This window comes from Falsiroseomonas sp. (genome assembly GCF_041690465.1).
Lineage (GTDB): Bacteria > Pseudomonadota > Alphaproteobacteria > Acetobacterales > Acetobacteraceae > Falsiroseomonas.
Map to the genome: position 1 here is coordinate 318,149 of NZ_JAWLHG010000004.1, position 17,188 is coordinate 335,336.

General features: G+C 71.2%; 17 protein-coding genes. 8 read left to right on the plus strand and 9 right to left on the minus strand.

The genetic code is table 11. The features are described 5' to 3' along the window. Positions 1-5 precede the first annotated feature (5 nt). Positions 6-863 (minus strand): LysR family transcriptional regulator, encoded by an 858-nt coding sequence (locus ACESM1_RS07400; protein WP_372619053.1) that lies wholly within the window; start codon positions 861-863, stop codon positions 6-8. 128 nt (positions 864-991) lie between these two features. On the opposite strand from ACESM1_RS07400, the gene ACESM1_RS07405 reads away from it, so the two are divergent. Genes ACESM1_RS07405 through ACESM1_RS07415 form a run of 3 tightly spaced genes read left to right on the plus strand, consistent with a single transcriptional unit; the run spans position 992 to position 4,833 of the window. Continuing rightward, positions 992-1,969: a Bug family tripartite tricarboxylate transporter substrate binding protein gene (locus ACESM1_RS07405; protein ID WP_372619054.1), complete on the plus strand. Its 978-nt coding sequence runs from the start codon at positions 992-994 to the stop codon at positions 1,967-1,969. A 15-nt stretch (positions 1,970-1,984) separates the two neighbouring features. Further along, positions 1,985-2,776, plus strand: a complete 792-nt coding sequence (locus ACESM1_RS07410; RefSeq protein ID WP_372619055.1) for an enoyl-CoA hydratase/isomerase family protein — start codon at positions 1,985-1,987, stop codon at positions 2,774-2,776. Beyond that, a complete protein-coding gene (locus tag ACESM1_RS07415) occupies positions 2,773-4,833 on the plus strand; it encodes an acetate--CoA ligase family protein (protein ID WP_372619056.1) in 2,061 nt (686 codons plus the stop codon). The genes ACESM1_RS07410 and ACESM1_RS07415 overlap by 4 nt, the downstream gene beginning before the upstream one ends. Positions 4,834-4,916: 83 nt before the next feature. Here the strand turns inward: ACESM1_RS07415 and dnaA are convergent, their stop codons facing one another. The 4 genes from dnaA to mutM form a co-directional block, all read right to left on the minus strand. Then, positions 4,917-6,398: a chromosomal replication initiator protein DnaA gene (gene dnaA, locus ACESM1_RS07420; RefSeq protein ID WP_372619057.1), complete on the minus strand. Its 1,482-nt coding sequence runs from the start codon at positions 6,396-6,398 to the stop codon at positions 4,917-4,919. Positions 6,399-6,754: 356 nt separating this feature from the next. Further along, positions 6,755-7,033 (minus strand): 30S ribosomal protein S20, encoded by a 279-nt coding sequence (gene rpsT, locus ACESM1_RS07425; protein ID WP_372619058.1) that lies wholly within the window; start codon positions 7,031-7,033, stop codon positions 6,755-6,757. A gap of 125 nt (positions 7,034-7,158) precedes the next feature. Further along, positions 7,159-7,935 (minus strand): enoyl-CoA hydratase, encoded by a 777-nt coding sequence (locus ACESM1_RS07430; RefSeq protein ID WP_372619059.1) that lies wholly within the window; start codon positions 7,933-7,935, stop codon positions 7,159-7,161. 136 nt (positions 7,936-8,071) lie between these two features. Then, positions 8,072-8,971 (minus strand): bifunctional DNA-formamidopyrimidine glycosylase/DNA-(apurinic or apyrimidinic site) lyase, encoded by a 900-nt coding sequence (mutM, locus tag ACESM1_RS07435; RefSeq protein ID WP_372619060.1) that lies wholly within the window; start codon positions 8,969-8,971, stop codon positions 8,072-8,074. Between the two features lie 57 nt (positions 8,972-9,028). Between mutM and ACESM1_RS07440 the strand changes: the two genes are divergently transcribed. After that, entirely contained in the window at positions 9,029-9,766 is a 738-nt protein-coding gene (locus tag ACESM1_RS07440) for a class I SAM-dependent methyltransferase (RefSeq protein ID WP_372619061.1), read from the plus strand. Further along, a complete protein-coding gene (locus ACESM1_RS07445) occupies positions 9,763-10,188 on the plus strand; it encodes a PaaI family thioesterase (protein ID WP_372619062.1) in 426 nt (141 codons plus the stop codon). The genes ACESM1_RS07440 and ACESM1_RS07445 overlap by 4 nt, the downstream gene beginning before the upstream one ends. 10 nt (positions 10,189-10,198) lie before the next feature. Here the strand turns inward: ACESM1_RS07445 and ACESM1_RS07450 are convergent, their stop codons facing one another. After that, positions 10,199-10,942: a hypothetical protein gene (locus ACESM1_RS07450; protein ID WP_372619063.1), complete on the minus strand. Its 744-nt coding sequence runs from the start codon at positions 10,940-10,942 to the stop codon at positions 10,199-10,201. A gap of 118 nt (positions 10,943-11,060) precedes the next feature. Here ACESM1_RS07450 and coaBC point away from each other — a divergent pair, with 118 nt between their 5' ends. The 3 genes from coaBC (at position 11,061) to ACESM1_RS07465 (ending at position 13,734) form a co-directional block, all read left to right on the plus strand. After that, entirely contained in the window at positions 11,061-12,248 is a 1,188-nt protein-coding gene (gene coaBC / locus ACESM1_RS07455; protein WP_372619064.1) for a bifunctional phosphopantothenoylcysteine decarboxylase/phosphopantothenate--cysteine ligase CoaBC, read from the plus strand. A 1-nt stretch (position 12,249) separates the two neighbouring features. Continuing rightward, entirely contained in the window at positions 12,250-12,696 is a 447-nt protein-coding gene (dut, locus tag ACESM1_RS07460; protein WP_372619065.1) for a dUTP diphosphatase, read from the plus strand. A gap of 408 nt (positions 12,697-13,104) precedes the next feature. After that, positions 13,105-13,734, plus strand: a complete 630-nt coding sequence (locus tag ACESM1_RS07465; protein ID WP_372619066.1) for a TetR/AcrR family transcriptional regulator — start codon at positions 13,105-13,107, stop codon at positions 13,732-13,734. A gap of 342 nt (positions 13,735-14,076) precedes the next feature. Here ACESM1_RS07465 and ACESM1_RS07470 read toward each other — a convergent pair whose 3' ends face one another. Genes ACESM1_RS07470 through ACESM1_RS07480 form a run of 3 tightly spaced genes read right to left on the minus strand, consistent with a single transcriptional unit; the run spans position 14,077 to position 17,171 of the window. Beyond that, positions 14,077-14,952, minus strand: coding sequence for a sugar phosphate isomerase/epimerase family protein (locus tag ACESM1_RS07470; RefSeq protein ID WP_372619067.1), 876 nt, complete (start codon positions 14,950-14,952; stop codon positions 14,077-14,079). 6 nt (positions 14,953-14,958) lie between these two features. Next, positions 14,959-16,062, minus strand: a complete 1,104-nt coding sequence (locus ACESM1_RS07475; protein ID WP_372619068.1) for an ABC transporter ATP-binding protein — start codon at positions 16,060-16,062, stop codon at positions 14,959-14,961. 17 nt (positions 16,063-16,079) lie between these two features. Further along, positions 16,080-17,171 carry a PotD/PotF family extracellular solute-binding protein gene (locus ACESM1_RS07480; protein ID WP_372619069.1) on the minus strand — a complete coding sequence of 364 codons (1,092 nt, stop codon included), beginning with the start codon at positions 17,169-17,171 and terminating at the stop codon, positions 16,080-16,082. Between the last annotated feature and the right edge of the window lie 17 nt (positions 17,172-17,188).

Here is a 17,188-nt window from a genome sequence, read left to right on the forward strand (position 1 = left end):
GCGGATCACTCCGCGGCCTCGCCGACAAGCCAATCGCGGAAGGCGCCCGCCTGCGGACGACTGCGGCCGGGCGGCAGCAGCAGCCAGTAATGCTCGCCCGTCTCGGCATCTCGCCCAGGCAGGCGCTTCAGACGACGCCGCCGGAGTTCCTCCGCAACGAAGGCGGGCGGGCAGATCACCGCGCCGAGCCCCTCGAGCGCCGCCTGGATTGCCAGGGAGGTGCTCTCGAACAACAAGGGAGGCGGCGCCTCTGGCCGCACCGGCTGCACGGCGTCCCACACTGCCCAGTCGCGCGGCCGCACCCGGCTGCCGAGCCGCGTCAGCCCCCCTGCCCCGGCACGCCGCAACGCCGCCGGCATGGCGAAGGGGGCGAGCGTCACCGCCTGCAGCCGCGCCGCGCCCGTGGCGGGCGGCCCGGCGGCGCTGCGGATCGCCGCATCCAGCCCCTCGCGCGCGAAATCCACGACCGGGGCAGTTGAGGTGACCAGCTCGATCTCCAGCTCCGGATGCAGCGCGCGGAAGCGCGGCAGGCGCGGGATCAGCCAGCGCAGCGCCCAGGTGGTGTAGGCGCGCACGCGGAGTGGCGCGGCCGGGCCGGCCGCCAGCTCGGCTGTCGCGGTGCGGATCGCCCCGAATGCGGAAGAGAGCGCCGCCGCATAGCGCTCGCCGGCCTCGGTCAGCACCACCGCGTTCGCCCCCCGCCGCAGCAGGGCGGTGCCGAGGGCGGCTTCCAGCTCGCGGATGCGGCGGCTGATGGCGGGCTGCGTGACGTTCAGCCGCTGCGCGGCTGCCGTCAGGCTGCCGGTTTCCGCGACAAGCGCGAAGGCGCGCAATGCGGCGAGCGGTGGCAGCGGGTCTCGCATACCCCCAGCATAACGCCGTGTTGGGGTGGGGCAAAGATTATGCGCTGGCGCGGCCTTCACGCCGGGCGCAGACACGTGGCCAGAACAGCATCGCCCGCGCCATCGCGCCGGGCCGGGAGGAAGCATCCATGCGCCGTCGCCATGTCCTCGCCTTCGCCACCACGCTGGCCCTGCCGGGCCTGGCGCGCGCGCAGCCGGAAGCCTTCCCCTCCCGCCCCATCCGCCTGGTGATCCCCTTCACCGCCGGCGGCAGCAACGACATCGTCGGGCGGATGCTCGCCGAGGCGATGGCGGCGCGCCTCGGCCAGTCGGTAATCGTGGAGAATCGCGGCGGCGCCGGCGGGCTGCTCGGCAACGACCTCGTCGCCAAGGCGCAGCCCGATGGCTACACGGTGCTGCTCGCCGGCAGCGGCAGCTTCCTGATCTCCTCGCTGGTGCAGCCGCGCCTGCCCTACGACCCGGAGCGCGATTTCGCGCCGATCGGCTACATCGGCGCCGCGCCGAACGTGATCACTGTCCATCCCGGCGTGAACGCCCGCACGCTCGGCGAATTGCAGGCGGTGGCGAAGGCCGCGCCCGCGCCGCTGCGCTTCGGCTCACCGGGCGTCGGCACCACCGGCCATGCGCTCGGCGCGATGATCGGCGTCGTACTCGGCGTGGACCTCGAGGCGGTGCACTACCGCGGCACCGGCCCCGCACTGACCGATGTGCTCGCCGGCCGCCTGCAGATCCTCACCAACGCCTCCGCCCCGCTGCAGCCACATATCGCCGCCGGCCGACTGCGCGCGCTGGCGATTGCCGGCAAGACGCGCAGCGCCGCGCTGCCCGACATCCCGACCAGCGTGGAGCAGGGCTTCCCCGAGCTCGACAGCGCCACCTGGTATGCGCTGCTCGCCACCGGCGGCACGCCGCCCGACCGGATCGCGTTACTGCACAAGGCACTGAACGAGACGCTGGCCGACCCGGCCATCCGCAGCCGCCTGGTGGAGAACGGCGTGGACGAGATCGCGCCGAGCCGGACGCCCGCCGATCTCGCGACGCTGCTGGTGGAGGAGCGCACGCGCTGGCGGCGGGTGGTGCAGCGCGCCAACCTCCGCATCGACTAGCAAAGGATCGTAAGGATGAGCGAGGGAACCGCCATCGCCTACGCGGTGGAGGATGGGGTGGCCACGCTCCGCCTCGACCGGCCGGAGCGGCGCAACGCCATCGACGACGCGATGCGCGGCGAGATGATCGCGGCGCTGGAGGCGGCGGCCTCCGATCCGGCGGTGCGCGCGCTGGTCATCACCGGCAGCGGCACGGCGTTCTGCGCCGGTGGCGATGTGCGCGGCATGCAGCAGCGCCTGTCGGCGCCGCAGGAGGATGTCGCCTTCAACGGCTGGAGCCGGCAGCAGCGCACGCATCGCGCAGTGGCGCTGCTGCACAACCTGCCGAAGCCCACCATTGCCGCGGTGAACGGCGCGGCGGCGGGCCTCGGCTGCGACGTGGCGCTCTCCTGCGACTTCGTCATCGCCGCCGAGGCGGCGAATTTCACCATGAGCTTCATCGCCCGCGGCCTGATCCCCGATGGCGGCGGCATGTATTTCCTGCCCCGCCGCGTCGGCCTGGCGCGTGCAAAGGAGCTGGTGTTCAGCGGTCGGCGTGTCGGCGCGGCGGAGGCACTGTCGATCGGCATGATCGAACGCGTGGTGCCGGATGCCGAGCTGCTGCCGGCCGCACAGGATTGGGCGCGGCAGCTTTCTGCCGGCTCACCGGCTGCGCTGGCGCTGGCCAAGTCGGTGATGGACCGCTCGCTGGAGATGTCGTTCGAGCAGGTTCTGGCGGAAGGCGCGAAGGCGCAGGCTCTCTGCTACACCACCGGCGAGCACCGCGCCTCGGTTGCCGCCTTCCTGGCGAAGTCGAAGAAGCCATGAGCGATCTCTGGCGCCTGCTGCGGCCGCGCAGCGTGGCGGTGATCGGCGCCTCGGCCGATCCGTCCAAGACCACGGGGCGGCCGGTCGGCTATCTGCAGCGCCACGGCTTCGACGGCGCGATCTGGCCGGTCAATCCCCGCGCCGCCGAGATTGCCGGCCTGCGCTGCTTTGCCGATGTCGCCAGCCTGCCCGCCGCGCCCGACGTGGCGATCGTGCTGGTCGGGCCGGAACGCGCCGAGGGCGCGGTGCGCGAGCTTGCCGGGCGCGGCACGGCGGCGGCGATCGTGCTCGCCGGCGGCTATGCCGAGAGCGGCGGCGACGGCCCGGCACGGCAGGCGGCGCTGCGCGAAGCCGCGGGCGCGATGCGCCTGCTCGGCCCGAACACGATCGGGCTGGTGAACCTAGCGGACCATATCGTGCTCTCCGCCTCCGGCGCGCTGGAGGTGGAGGACCTGCCACCGGGGCGCGTCTCGCTGGTTTCGCAATCCGGCGGAATCCTCGGCGCGGTTCTGTCGCGCGGCGCGGCGCAGGGCATCGGCTTCGCGCGGCTGGTCTCCACGGGCAACGAGGCGGATCTCGACGTCGCGGATTTCGTGGACCTGCTGGCCGAGGACGACGCGACCGCGGTGATCGCGCTCTACATCGAAGGCCTGCGGCGGCCGGAGGCGTTCCGCGCGGCCGCGCGCAAGGCAGCGGCGGCCGGCAAGCCGATCGTCGCCTTCAAGGTCGGACGGTCGGAGGCCGGCGCGCAGGCGGCGATCTCGCACACCGGCGCGCTCTCCGGTGCGGATCGGCTGTATGGGGCGCTGTTCCGCCAACTCGGCGTGATCCGCGCAGAGCGCTTCTCGGACCTGCTCGATATTCCTGCCGCACTGGCGATGGGGCGGCGCGCAAAGGGCCGGCGCGTGGCGGTGCTGACCTCGACCGGCGGCGCGGGCGCGCTGCTGGCGGACAGCTTCGGCATGGCCGGCTTCGACCTGCCGCCACCGGACGCCGGAGCCGCGGCAAAGCTCGCCGCGCTGACCGGCGAGCCGGCGCCGTCGAACCCGCTGGACCTGACGCTGGCCGGCCTCAAGCCGGAGGTGATGCGCGGCGCGATCGAGGCGCTGCTGGCGAGCCCGACCTATGATGCCCTGGCGGTGGTGGTCGGCTCCTCCGCGCTGGCGCAGCCGCGGTTGGCAGCGGATGCCATCGCCGCCTGCCAGGCGGGCAGCGACAAGCCGCTGCTCGCCTATCTTAGCCCGCACGCCCCCGCCATCGGCAACGCACTGCAGCGCCAGGGCATCCCGGCGCTGACGGCGCCCGAAGCGGCTGCCGCCGTGCTGGCTGCGCTGGCTGCACCGGCGCCGCATGTCGCGCCCGAAGCGGTTCCGCAGCCGCTACCTGCCGGCCTGCCGCCCGGCACGCTCGACGAGGCGGAGAGCAAGGCGCTGTTCGCACGCTTCGGCATCCCCGCCGTGCGCGAGGAAGCCTGCGCAACGCCGCAGCACGCAGCCGAAGCCGCGCAGCGGATCGGCGGGCGCGTGGTGGTGAAGGCGCTGTCGCGCCAACTGGCGCACAAGAGCGATGTCGGCGGTGTGAGGCTCGGCCTCACGCCGGATCAGGTCGCGGATGCGGGCGCCGAGATCCTGCAGCGCGTCGCCGCGGCGACCGGCCAGGCGCCGGAGGGCCTGCTGGTGCAGGAGCAGGTGGCGGTCGGTGTGGAGGTTATCCTCGGGCTGACGCGCGATCCGCTGCTCGGCACCTCGATCCTGATCGGCATGGGCGGCGTGGCGGCGGAGCTGTTCGGCGACACCGCGCTCCGCCTGCTGCCGCTGTCGCGCGGGGAGGCGGAGGCGATGGTGGGGGAGTTGCGCGGCGCCCCGCTGCTGCGTGGCTTCCGCGGCCGCCCTCCGGCCGACATGCCGGCGCTGATCCAGGCCGTGCTGGACTTCGCCGCAATGGGCGAGGCGCTGGGCGAGCGACTGGTGGAAGCGGAGATCAACCCACTCTTCGTGCTGCCCGAAGGCCAGGGCGTGCGCGCGGCGGATGGGCTGGCGGTGCTGGTGGCCGGCTGATCGTCAGCTCGCCGCAAAGGCGGCGCGGATCGCGGGGTCGCGGCAAGGCCGCGCCCTGCTGCCTCGCAGGGCGCTGAGCAAGCTCAGGTTTCGAGCATGCGCCGCAGCAGCTCGACATCCTCGGCGAAGGCGCTGTCCTGCTGCATGAGCTCCGCGATGCGGCTGACGGCGTGCATCACTGTGGTGTGGTCGCGCCCGCCGAACCGCCGGCCGATCTCGGGCAGCGAGCGGGTGGTGAGCTGCTTCGCCAGGTACATCGCCACCTGGCGCGGCCGCGCCACGTTGCGCGCGCGACGCGGGGAGGACATGTCGCTGAGCCGGATGTTGTAGTGCTCGGCGACCTTCTTCTGGATCTCCTCGATCGTCACGCGCCGGTCATGCGCGCGCAGCACATCGTGCAGCACCTCCTGCGCGCCTTCGAGCGTCACCGGGCGGCCGAACAGGTTGGCGTGGGCGATCAGCCGGTTCAGCGCACCCTCCAGCTCCCGCACGTTGGAGGTGATCTTGTGCGCCAGGAACTCCAGCACCTTGGGCGGCACCGGCACGCCCGCCTGTTGCACCTTCGCCTGCAGGATCGAGATGCGCAGCTCATAGGTGGTGGCATGCAGGTCGGCCACCATGCCCTGGCCGAGCCTGGTGCGCAGCCGGTCCTCGATGCCCGCCAGATCGGAGGGCGGCTTGTCGGAGGAGACGACGATCTGCTTGCCGGCATCCACCAGCGCGTTGAAGGTGTGGAAGAACTCCTCCTGCGTGTTGTCCTTGCCGATCAGGAACTGCAGGTCGTCGATCAGCAGCACGTCCACGCTGCGCAGCGATTCCTTGAACTCCATCGTGGACTGGCTGCGCAGTGCGGCGATGAAGCGGTACATGAACTTCTCGGCGCTCATATAGGCGACCGAGAGCGGCCCGCGGCCGTTGGAGCCATGCTCGCGGATCGCCCAGGCGATGGCGTGCATCAGATGCGTCTTGCCCAGCCCGACGCCGCCATACAGGAACAGCGGGTTGAAGCCCGGGCTCGCTGGCCGCTCGGCCACGCGGCGCGCGCAGGCATGGGCGAACTCATTGGGCTTGCCGACCACGAAGGTGTCGAAGGTGAAGCGCGGATCGAGCGACGCCGACCAATCGCCACGCCCATCCGGCGCACGCGGCTCGGCAGGACGTCCGAGCGGCTCGGCAAGCCCGGCCTCCACTGGCTCCGCCCGCGGGCGGGCGGTCGCCACGCCATCTCCAACCGGCGTCGGTGCCGCCTGTCCGTCAGGTCGTGCCGCGGCGGCGCGCGGCTCCGGTGTCACGCGGAACTCGACACGGCGCACGGCCGGCATCTCGGCCTGCCACAGCGCCTGCAGCCGGTCGCCGTAATGGCCGCGCACCCAGTCGCGCAGGAAGCGGGTGGGCAGCACAACCACCACCTCCTCGCCCTGCAGCGTGGAAAGGGTCATCTGACGGAGCCAGGAGCGGTACTCGACCTCTCCCACCTCCTCGCGCAGCCGGCCACGGATCCGGGCCCACACCTCGGCCAACTGGCCCTGGGCGGGGGGAGAGGCCGGACCGACCGCATTCTCCATGGGACGCACCTGCCACCCTCACCAGCCCGTCTTTGGACCAGACCTCGACCCGCCTGCCAACCGCGGAGCTTCCGCCTGGAAGAGACGACGCATGCAGCCACGGGATGCGCCGACCGCCCTGACGTTACCGCGACCACGGCGCCCGGCGCAAATGCTTACTTTGCCCCCGCAAAGTACTGTGACGGCAAAAGAGCACTACTGCGCATGCACAGAATGCATACACCAAGTAATCAACATTGAATGCGCTTTGCGTCGCGCCGGGCGCCCCGGCAAGCCATGGGCGGCCATCTAATGCGGGCGCGGGAGGTCTGGCAACGGGACCGGAGCGCGAACCTGCGCCCGGTCCCGACGCAGTGTCAGGCCTGGGCGGCCGCCGCCAGAGCCTTGATGCGCGTGGAGAGCCGCGAGAGCTTCCGCGCCACCGTGTTGTCGTGCATCACGCCCTTGGTCGCCGCGCGCTGCAGCTCGGGCTGTGCGGCGCGGAACGCCTCCTGAGCGGCGCCCTTGTCGCCGGAGGCGATCGCCTGTTCCACCTTCCGGAGGAAGGTGCGGACACGCGACTTGCGCGCGCGGTTGCGCGCGGTCCGCTTCTCGATCTGCCGGATGCGCTTCCGCGCGGAGTCCGTATTCGCCATGGGCTGCGTGTCTGACCAGAAATATGTGGTGAGCCGGCAGGACCCCTCCCGCCAGCGAAGGCGCGGGTTCTAGCCCTGACGCCGCGCGCGAGTCAATGCCGGAAGTCCGGACGGGAAGGCCCGCATCACTGGTGGCGGAACTTCGCCGGTCGCTTCTCCGCGAAGGCCGCCATGCCTTCCTTCTGGTCCTCGGTGGCGAACAGGCTGAGGAACAGGCGCCGCTCGAAGCGCACGCCTTCCTTCAGCGTCATCTCGTAGGCGGCGTTCACCGCTTCCTTCGCCATCGCCACAGAAGGGCCGGAGAGGCTTGCGATCTTCTCGCCCATCCTCACCGCCTCGGCGAGCAGATCGGCCACCGGCACCACGCGGCAGACGAGATTGGACCTTTCCGCCTCGGCCGCATCCATCATGCGGCCGGTGAGGATCATCTCCATCGCCTTGGACTTGCCGACCGCGCGCGTCAGGCGCTGCGAGCCGCCGGCGCCGGGGATAATGCCCAGGTTGATCTCCGGCTGTCCGAACTTCGCGTTGTCCGCCGCGAGGATGAGGTCGCACATCATGGCGAGCTCGCAGCCGCCGCCGAGCGCGAAGCCGGCGACCGCAGCGACCACCGGCTTCTGGATGGTCAGCACCGCTTCCCAGCGCTTGCCGATGAAGTCGTCGAAATAGACCGCGGGGTAGGTGCGGTCCTTCATCTCCTTGATGTCCGCCCCGGCGGCGAAGGCCTTCTCGCTGCCGGTCAGCACGATGCAGCCGATGCCCTCATTGGCGTCATAGGCGCGCAGCGCCTGGCCGAGCTCCTCCATCAACTGGTCGCACAGCGCATTCAGCGCCTTCGGCCGGTTCAGGGTGATCAGGCCGACGCGGCCCCGGGTCTCGACCAGGATCATATCGTAGGCCATGGCGCGTCCTCGCAAGGCATGAACAGGGCCAAGCGGTCGCCCGGATCAGGCCGGAAGTCAACGCTGCGTCCGCGATGCGCGCAGAGCGCAGGCAGCTGCAGGCTGCCGAGCACCCGAGGGCTGAATCGCGGCGCCCCTATCTCTGCGTCCGCGGGCACCAGAAGGTGGAACGCCCCGCCTGAACCATCCGCTGAACACCCTTGCAGCCGCTGTCAGGGCCCGGACAGAGCGGGCAGGGCTGGCCCTCTCGATCATAGACCGCGAAGCGATCCTGGAAGCGCCCGAGTTCGCCATCGGCGCGCACGTAATCGCGAAGCGATGATCCGCCCGCGCCGATCGCCTCGTTCAGCACCGCCCTGATCGCCGGCACCAGCCGCGCCGCGCGCTTCCCGGTGACGGTATGGGCCAGGCGGCGGGGCGAGATGCCTGCGCGGAACAGCGCCTCCGCCACATAGATGTTGCCGAGCCCCGCCACCACGCTCTGGTCGAGCAGCGCCGCCTTGATCGGCGTGCGCTTGCCGGCCAGCGCGGCAGCGAGGACCGCCGGCGTGAAGCCATCCTCCAGCGGTTCGGGGCCGAGGCCGGCGAGCAGCCGGTGGCGGTCCTCCTCGGCGGTCGGCATCAGGTCCACGCAGCCGAAGCGGCGCGGATCCACGAAGCCGATGCGCGTGCCGTCCTCGGTCTCCATCACCAGGTGCTCATGCGCCTCCGGCGGCTGATTGTGGCCACGCGCATCGGAGAAGCGCCCCGTCGGCCCCATCCAGGGCACGCGCGGCCCTTCCTCCGGCCGCGCCACCAGCCGCCCGGACATGCCGAGATGGATCAGCAGGCTCTCCCCGGTATCGAGCCGGACGAGGATGTATTTGCCCCGCCGCCGGAAGCCGGTGACGACCGCGCCCGTCAGCCGGCGCGCGAGGCCTTCCGGGAAGGGCCAGCGCATGTCGGGACGGGTGGTCTCGGCGCGGGCGATGCGCCGCCCCTCCAGCACGGCGGCGAGGCCGCGCATCACCGTCTCGACCTCGGGAAGCTCGGGCATGGAATCCCCCTCCCCGCTTCCTTGCCCTGCCCCACGCCTTCCGCCAAGTTGCCGGCCATGAACGAGACAACCGATTTCGGCTTCCGCGAGGTCCCGAAGGCCGAGAAGGCCTCCCTCGTCCGCCAGGTCTTCGACAGCGTGGCGCCGCGCTACGACCTGATGAACGACCTGATGTCGCTCGGCATCCATCGGATCTGGAAGCGCATCTTCGTCAACGCCATCGCCGCCTCTCCGCGGGAGACGCTGCTCGACCTCGCGGGCGGCACCGGTGACATCGCCTTCGGCGCGCTGGCGGCCGGCGCCGGCCATGTCATCCTGACCGACGTGAACGCGGAGATGCTCGAGGTCGCGCGCAAGCGCGCGCTCGACCGCGGCATCGTGCGCGGGATCGAGTTCGCGGTGGTGGATGCCGAGCGCATCCCGCTGCCCGACCGCAGCGTGGAGAAGGTCTCGATCGCCTTCGGCCTGCGCAACTGTACCGACAAGGACGCCGTGCTGCGCGAGGCGCGGCGCGTGCTGCGCCCGGGCGGGCGCTTCCATTGCCTGGAGTTCTCGAAACTGGAGGTCGCGGCCCTCGCCTCGCTCTACGAGAGCTGGAACTTCCGGATCCTGCCGGAGATCGGCGCACGCGTGGCGAACGACCGCGACAGCTACCAATACCTCGCCGAGAGCATCCGCAAATTCCCCGACCAGACGACGCTGGCCGGCATGATGGAGCGCGCCGGGCTGGAGCGTGTGGCACACCGCAACCTCTCGGGCGGCATCGTCGCCATCCACACCGGCTGGAGGCTGTGAGCCAGCTCGACCATGTGCGGGCGGCTTTCGCCCGGCAGGGCTTCATGCGCAACCTGGGCGGCCGCCTGGTGGACCTCGCCGCCGGATGCTGCGTGATCGAGTGCGGCTTTCGCGACGACCTCACCCAGCATCACGGCCTGTTCCATGCCGGCGTGCTGACCACGCTGGCCGACAATGCCTGCGGCTTCGCGGCGATGTCCCTGCTGCCCGAGGGCGGGGAGGTGCTGAGCGTCGAGTTCAAGACCAGTTTCCTCCGCCCGGGCGCCGGCATCGCGGCGATCGCGCGCGGCGAGGTGCTCAAGCCCGGGCGGACGCTCAGCTTCTGCCGAGCGGACGTGCACATGCGCCAGGCGGATGGGCGGGAGGTGCTAGCCGCGACGATGCTCGCCACGATGATGGCGGCGCAGCCGGACCCGCGCTGAGTCCGGCCCTTCAGGCCGGCGGGCGCTGCCCGGCTTCCGGTGCGGGCGCCGGCGCCGTGGCCTCGACAAGTGCCCCCGCGATGGCGCGGGCGAAGGCGTCGCAGATCGCCAGCGCCGTTGTCCCCGCCGGCAGCATGACGACCGGCGTGACGAAGGGGGCGGCCGCCCCGCCCCCGCCGACGATCCCGGCTGCGATGCCGCTGCGGCTGCGCGTCTCGAACCTGGCCGTCAGGGTGCCGAGCCGGGCCGGCCCGCGCAGATCCACCACCATCGCCTGCAGGTCCAGCGCGTAGCGATGACCGCCCAGGCGTGCGATGCCGATGCCGCCACTGCCGCCGAAGGTCTCGGTTGCGGGCTCCTCCACCGTCGTCTCGCTGCGGTCGCGCACCGCAACCAGCCATTCGAAGCCGAGTGAGCCGGCGAAGGCCGGTAGCGGGCCATCGGTCAGCGCCGCCTGCGCCACCTCGGCAAGCGCCGCGGCCGTGTCGTCATCGAGCAGTGGCGATGGGGAAAGGCCCGTGGGAAGGCTGGCTTGCAGCCCACTGCCGATGCAGTCCCGAAGTGCCAGGGCATGCAGACCGGGCTCGAGCAGCAGCAGGGCAAGGCGGGCGCGGCGGCCGAGCGGATGCGCGGCATGCGTCAATCCGCCCTTCAGCTCCGGCCCGTAGGCCGCGAGCCGGATCGGGTCGATCGCAAGCACGCAGCCGGGCAGCAGCAGGAGGGCCAGGCAGCAGGCAAAGGCAAGGCGCGGCATGGCGGCGTTTTCTCCCCCAACCGCGCCATGCTGGGCCGGGCCGCAGCCTGTCGCCTTGATCCGCGTCATGCGCTGGCCCCTCGCCGGACCCCGCGGCAGGCTGTAGGTTGCACCCGCCATGAGCCTTTCCGGCCGCAAGATCCTCCTCGTCGTCTCGGGCAGCGTCGCCGCCTACAAGGCGCTCGAGCTGATCCGCCTGCTGCGCAAGGACGGCGCGGAGGTGACGCCGGTGCTGACCGCAGGCGGCGCGCGCTTCGTCACGAAGGAGGCGCTGGCCGGCATCTCCGGCAGCCGCGTGCATGACGACCTCTGGGCGGCCGAGGCCGAGATCGGCCATATCCGCCTGGCGCGCTGGCCGGACCTGGCCGTGGCCGCGCCGGCCAGCGCCAACCTGCTGGCGCGCATGGCCCAGGGCATCGCGGACGACCTCGCGACCACCGTGCTGCTCGCCACTCGCGCGGTACTGCTCGCGGCACCGGCGATGAACCCCGCGATGTGGGCGCATCCGGCGACGCGCGCGAACATTGCCGCGCTGGCCTCGCGCGGCGTCGTCTTCGTCGGTCCTGAGGAAGGCTCGATGGCCGAGCCCGAGAGCGGGCTGGGGCGACTCGCGGAGCCGGCCGCGATCCTCGCCGCGATCGAACGGCACTTCGCCGCCGGGCCGCTTGCCGGCCGCCACGTGGTGGTGACCAGCGGGCCGACACATGAGCCGATCGACCCGGTGCGCTACATCGCCAACCGCAGCAGCGGCCGGCAGGGGCACGCCATCGCGGCCGCGCTCGCCGCGCTCGGTGCGCGAGTCACGCTGGTGAGCGGGCCGGTCGCCATGCCCGACCCGTCCAGCGTGACGGTGCGGCGCATCGAGAGCGCACGGCAGATGCTGGCCGCGGTGGAGGCCGCGCTGCCCGCCGATGCCGCGATCTTCGCTGCCGCCGTGGCGGACTTCCGGCCGGAGGCGGCGCCCACGCAGAAGATCAAGAAGGTCCCCGGCGCCCCGCCGCCGGAGATCCGCCTTGCGCTCAACCCCGATATCCTGGCCAGCATCGCCGCGCACCCAACGCAGCGCCCGCGCCTGGTGGTCGGCTTCGCCGCGGAGACCGAGAAGGTCGTCGAGCACGCGCGGCAGAAGCGTGCGCGGAAGGGCTGCGACTGGATCGTCGCGAACGATGTCTCCGGTGACGTGATGGGAGGCGCGGAGAACGCGGTGCACCTGGTCACCGCGACGGGCGTGGAGGATTGGCCGCGCATGCCCAAGGAAGACGTCGCGCGCCTTCTCGCCGCGCGCATCGCGGAGGCGTTGTCCTGACATGGTCGAGGTTCTCGTCACCCGCCTGCCGCATGCGGAAGGCCTACCCCTGCCCGGCTACGCCACCGAGGGGGCGGCGGGCATGGACCTGCTCGCCGCCGTGGCCAGGCCGCAGGTGGTCCCGCCCGGCGGCCGTACGCTGGTGCCGACCGGCCTGCGCATCGCCCTGCCGCGCGGCTACGAGTTGCAGGTGCGGCCGCGCTCCGGCCTCGCGCTCAAGCATGGCATCACGCTGCCGAACACGCCGGGCACGGTGGACGAGGACTACCGCGGCGAGTTGCAGGTGATCGTGCTGAACGCCGGCACCGAGCCCTTCACCATCGAGCGCGGCATGCGCATCGCCCAGGCCGTGGTCGCCCCGGTCACGCGCGCAAGCTGGCGCGAGGTGGAGACGCTGCCCGACAGCACCCGGGGCGAGGGCGGCTTCGGCAGCACCGGCACGCGCTGAAGCACGTCAACCGCACGAAAGGCGGGCTGCACACCGGCGAGGTCGGCGTGAAGGTCGCCGCGACCGGCTGAGGGACACCTTCGGCGTCGACGGAGAGACATCGCGCCCGCGTGGCTGGAGGACGCGCTGCACTGCCACCCCGCCATCACGCAGGCGATCGGCGCGCCGCACCTGCGCCTGGTCGAAGTGCCCCCTGCCTGGTGTTGCTGACCACCGGCGCCAGGGGCGAGGCCCGAGCAGATCATTGCCGGCCGCCGGGAGAGTTGCGCCGGCGCGCGCATGCCGCGCCACGTGCGCAGAGCGGACGGCTTCAGACGCACCGGCGTGACCGGCAGCTCCAAGGATCAGAAGTCCAGGTTGCGTGAACTCGCACTGGACGATCTCCGCCTATAATCCTAGGAGGCGCCCATGAGCATCCGCAAGAAACCCAGTCGGGCCGCGATCTTCGACCGCAGCCAGGATTACGACGCACGCCGCGCCTCCATTCTCGCCGAGGCGGCGAGGCAGTTCAACCAGCGCGGCTTCGCGCTCTGCTCGATCGACGCGATCGCCGAGCGCCTGCGCATCACCAAGCCGGCCGTCTACTACTACTTCCGCAACAAGCAGGAGCTTCTCTATGAGTGCTACGTGCACGCCTTCGACCTGGCGGACCAGGCGCTGGACCGTGCGACGCTCGATGGCCGCACCGGGCTGGAGAGGCTGGAGCTCTACGTCCGCGCCTACCTGCTGAACGGCGCCACGCCGGATTCGCACATCGTGCCGCTGCGCGAACAGCGGGCGCTGCCGCCCAACCTCCGCCAGAGGCTGGACCGCCGCCGGCGCGCCCGGCGCGACCGGCTGCGCGCGCTGGTCGCCGAAGGCATAGCCGACGGCTCGCTCCGCCCCTGCGACCCCAAGGTGGTGGTCAGCGCCTGGGCCGGTGCGGTCGGCTGGATCCTGGAGAGCTTTGACCCGCGCGGCCCGCTCGGCTTCGGGGAGGTCGCGGAACAGCTCATCGCCATGCTGCTGCACGGGCTGGCCGCCGAGCGGAAGCCCTGAGTCCGTACACCTCTGCAACGGCGCGAGCCTGACCACCAGTATCCGCGACCTTTGCCGAGACCACCATCACTGTCCGGCCGCGCCGCGCTCCCGCGCCAGCGCCGCGGCGGACATCCTCCGTGGAGAGCGGGTTGAGTTCGCTGCCGCTTGAAAGGATGCGGCCGCGGATGCCGAAGATACTGTTGTGCGGCACCGGCGGCTCTTGGGCACGCACATCCGCCAGCCGGGCGCGACAGAACGGTCGGACCGGGCCCGCTTGCCCGCAACCGCGGTCCGCCGGGCATCTGGTGGCAGCCGTCACGCCAGCCGGCGCCATGACCCGAGCCCACTCCTTGTTGCGCTTCAGGCGTCGCCAGTAAGATCGAGGTAGTCGCGCGCGGCGCGGTCCAGCAACCCATCGAGATCCGGCTGCCCCATCTGATCCCAGAACACCTCGTATTCGATAGCGCCGCCGTAGCCGGCTGCGTCGAGGTCGCGCAGGAACAGGCCAACATCGGCCGGGCCAGCGGCCAATTCCGCTCGCCGCGGAGCGGTGCCATCGGCCGGCACCGCAAGTCCGCAGATCTGCACGACCAGGATGTCGTTCGTCGCGGCGGCAATGGTCGGCGTCAGATCCTCGTCCCACCAGGAGTGGTAAAGATCAAGCGTCAGCCCGACCTCCGGATGCCGCACGGCCAGCGCGCGCGCATGCGACACCTGATTGATGCACCCCTTGGTGCCGAGTGCAATCGGGTGCATCGGCTCCAGCGCCAGGCGCACCGCGGCCGCGCGCGCCCGCCGCGCCAGCCGTTCCAGACCCTCCGCTGCGCTGGCACGCGCATCGCGCAGCGGCGGCGCGGCGCCTCCTGCGGTAGCGGCGTGCAACGTCCCGCCAAGGATCGCATTGATCGGCGCACCGAGTGCCTGTGCCGCATCGAACAGCAGATCGTCGAGCGCGGCCTGCGCCGCCGCCGCGGCCGGGTCGGCGTGCAGCACATATCCCGTGCTGTTGAGCGACGTGCAGGCAAGCCCATGCATGCGCAGCAGATCCGCCAGTGCATCAGGTGGCAGGGCGTGCAGCGCGCGCGCAGTGAGCCCTACACCGCCGACGCCACGCGCCGCCGCCATGGCACAAAAGCGCTCGATGCCGCAGTCGGGTGGCGCCATGTAGAAGTTGAAGGAAAGCCGGCGCAGACGCTCCGCCGCTGTCCCGCCGAAAATACCCGATCGCCCCGCCATCTGATCCTAGCTCGACAACAGCACAACATCTGCAGGCGACCACTCGAGCCGCACCGTATCACCTTCTGCCAACTCGCGCTCCGGCTCACCGTTCGGTGTGTCCGCCGTCAGCGTCACACCGTCCGCCGCGCGGCAGGTGAAGCGAAGGCTCGAGCCCATATACGTCTTCTCCTGGATTGTCGCGGCGATGCCACCTTCCGACGCGCCCGGCGGCCTGACGCGCAGCTTCTCGTAGCGCAGCACCGCCAGCACCTTGCCGTCGGTGCTTGGCGTCGGCGGCGCATGACCGGTGATGGCCAGACTGCTCGCAGCCTCCGCCTCCGCCAAGCCGTCCTGCATCCGCCCGGTGAGCCTGGCCTCGATCAGGTTGGCATGGCCGACGAAGGTCGCGACGAAGCGGTTGGCCGGGCGCTCGTAGATCTCTGCCGGCGTGCCGACCTGCTGCAGCCGGCCTGCGCTCATTACGGCAATGCGGTCCGACATCGCCATTGCCTCGCCCTGGTCGTGGGTTACGAAGACGAAAGTCGCGCCAAGCTGACGCTGCAGCCGTCGCAGTTCCTCCTGCATCTGCAGACGCAGTTGCAGGTCGAGAGCGCCAAGCGGTTCATCGAGCAGCAGCACGGCCGGGTCATTCACCAACGCGCGCGCCATGGCGACGCGCTGGCGCTGCCCGCCCGAAAGCTGGTCAACGCGGCGGTCGCCATAGCCCTCGAGGCGGACGAGACGCAGCGCCTCCTCTACCCGTCGCATCGCCTCGCCGCGGCCCGCGCCCTTCATGCGCAGGCCGAAGCCGACATTCTCGCGCACGCCAAGATGCGGAAAGAGCGCGAGGTGCTGGAAGATCATGTTCGTGGGGCGCTCGTACGGGGCGAGATGCAGCACGCTACGTCCCTCGATCAAGATGTCGCCCTCGGTCGGCGCCTCGAAGCCGCCGATGGCGCGCAGCAGCGTGGTCTTCCCGCAGCCTGATGGGCCGAGCAGCGAGAAGAACTCGCCTCGCCTGATGTCGAGCGAGACGTCGTCCAGCGCCGCGACGCTGCCGAAGCGCTTCCCGATCTTCCGGATGGAGACGGCGACGGAAGCCGCCGCCTCCCGGTCCTCGCGTGGCACGCTCTGCTCCCGTTCGATCAGGCCGCCTTGAACCTGCCCCAGGCCTCGATCCAGCGATCCATCGCCGCAGGGAAGGCGTAGCGGTGCAGCGGGATGCCGCGCTTCTCCACGTCGTAGCCGAGCCGCGCCTGGTCGGCCGCCGAGAAGGAGGCCGCAACATCACCGTTGGTGACGGGGTACTGCGTCTCCTCGCCAAGCTTCCTGCCGAACTCCTCGGACAGCGCAGCGTTGATCGCGGCATGCGCCAGATCCACGTTGCGGGAGTCGCGTGGGATGAAGGCCGAGTGAGTGAACACCAGCAGCCCTTCGCGCGGCCAGTTGTTGGTCACGTTCATGCCCTGCCGCTGCAGCGCGGCACGCATCGGGATCCAGCCGAAGACCGCATCCACCTCGCGCGAGGACATCAGGTTCACCGCCTCGGCAAAGCTGCCCCAGATGGTGCGGAAGTTGCGCTTCTTGGAAATCAGGAACTGCGTCACGCGGTTGAGGTCCGCCTGCGACATCGTCTCTGGCGAACGGATGCCGAGATGCAGCGCCGTGAGGCAGATGGACTGGTACGGGTCGTCACGCAGCGCCACCCGGCCGGCGTACTTGTCGTCGAACAGCACGCCCCAGGACTGCGTCAGCGGGTCGGCCTCGGGGATCTTGTCGCGGTTGTAGACGACACTGTCATAGCCCCAGACCACCGGGAGCATGAAGGTGGTGTTGCCGCGCCTGGTGATCTCGGACTGGAACAGTGGCGAGATCTTCGTCGCATTCGGGATCTTCGCGAGATCGAGCGGCCGCGCCAGCTCCTGCCCGGCGCGTTCGCGCAGGACCGGCGCCTGGATGAAGCCGGTGGTGGAAAACATCATGTCGTATCGGCTGGTGCCGCCCGGCGCCATCAGTTTCGCTGCCGTGTCGGTCGGCGAGACATAGGGCAGGTTCTCGACGCGGGCGTTGATCTGTCGTTCCAGGATGGCGCGCGCGCCATCGGGCAGGAAAGGGCCGGGCATCACCGCCGTCAGGCGCTGCTGCTGCGCGGCGGCCGGATGCGCGCCGGCGGCCGCTAGCGCGGCACCGCCCGCGAGGCCGAGGGCGGTCCGCCGCCCGACTGCATGTTCCATCATGGTCACCTCCTCTGTTC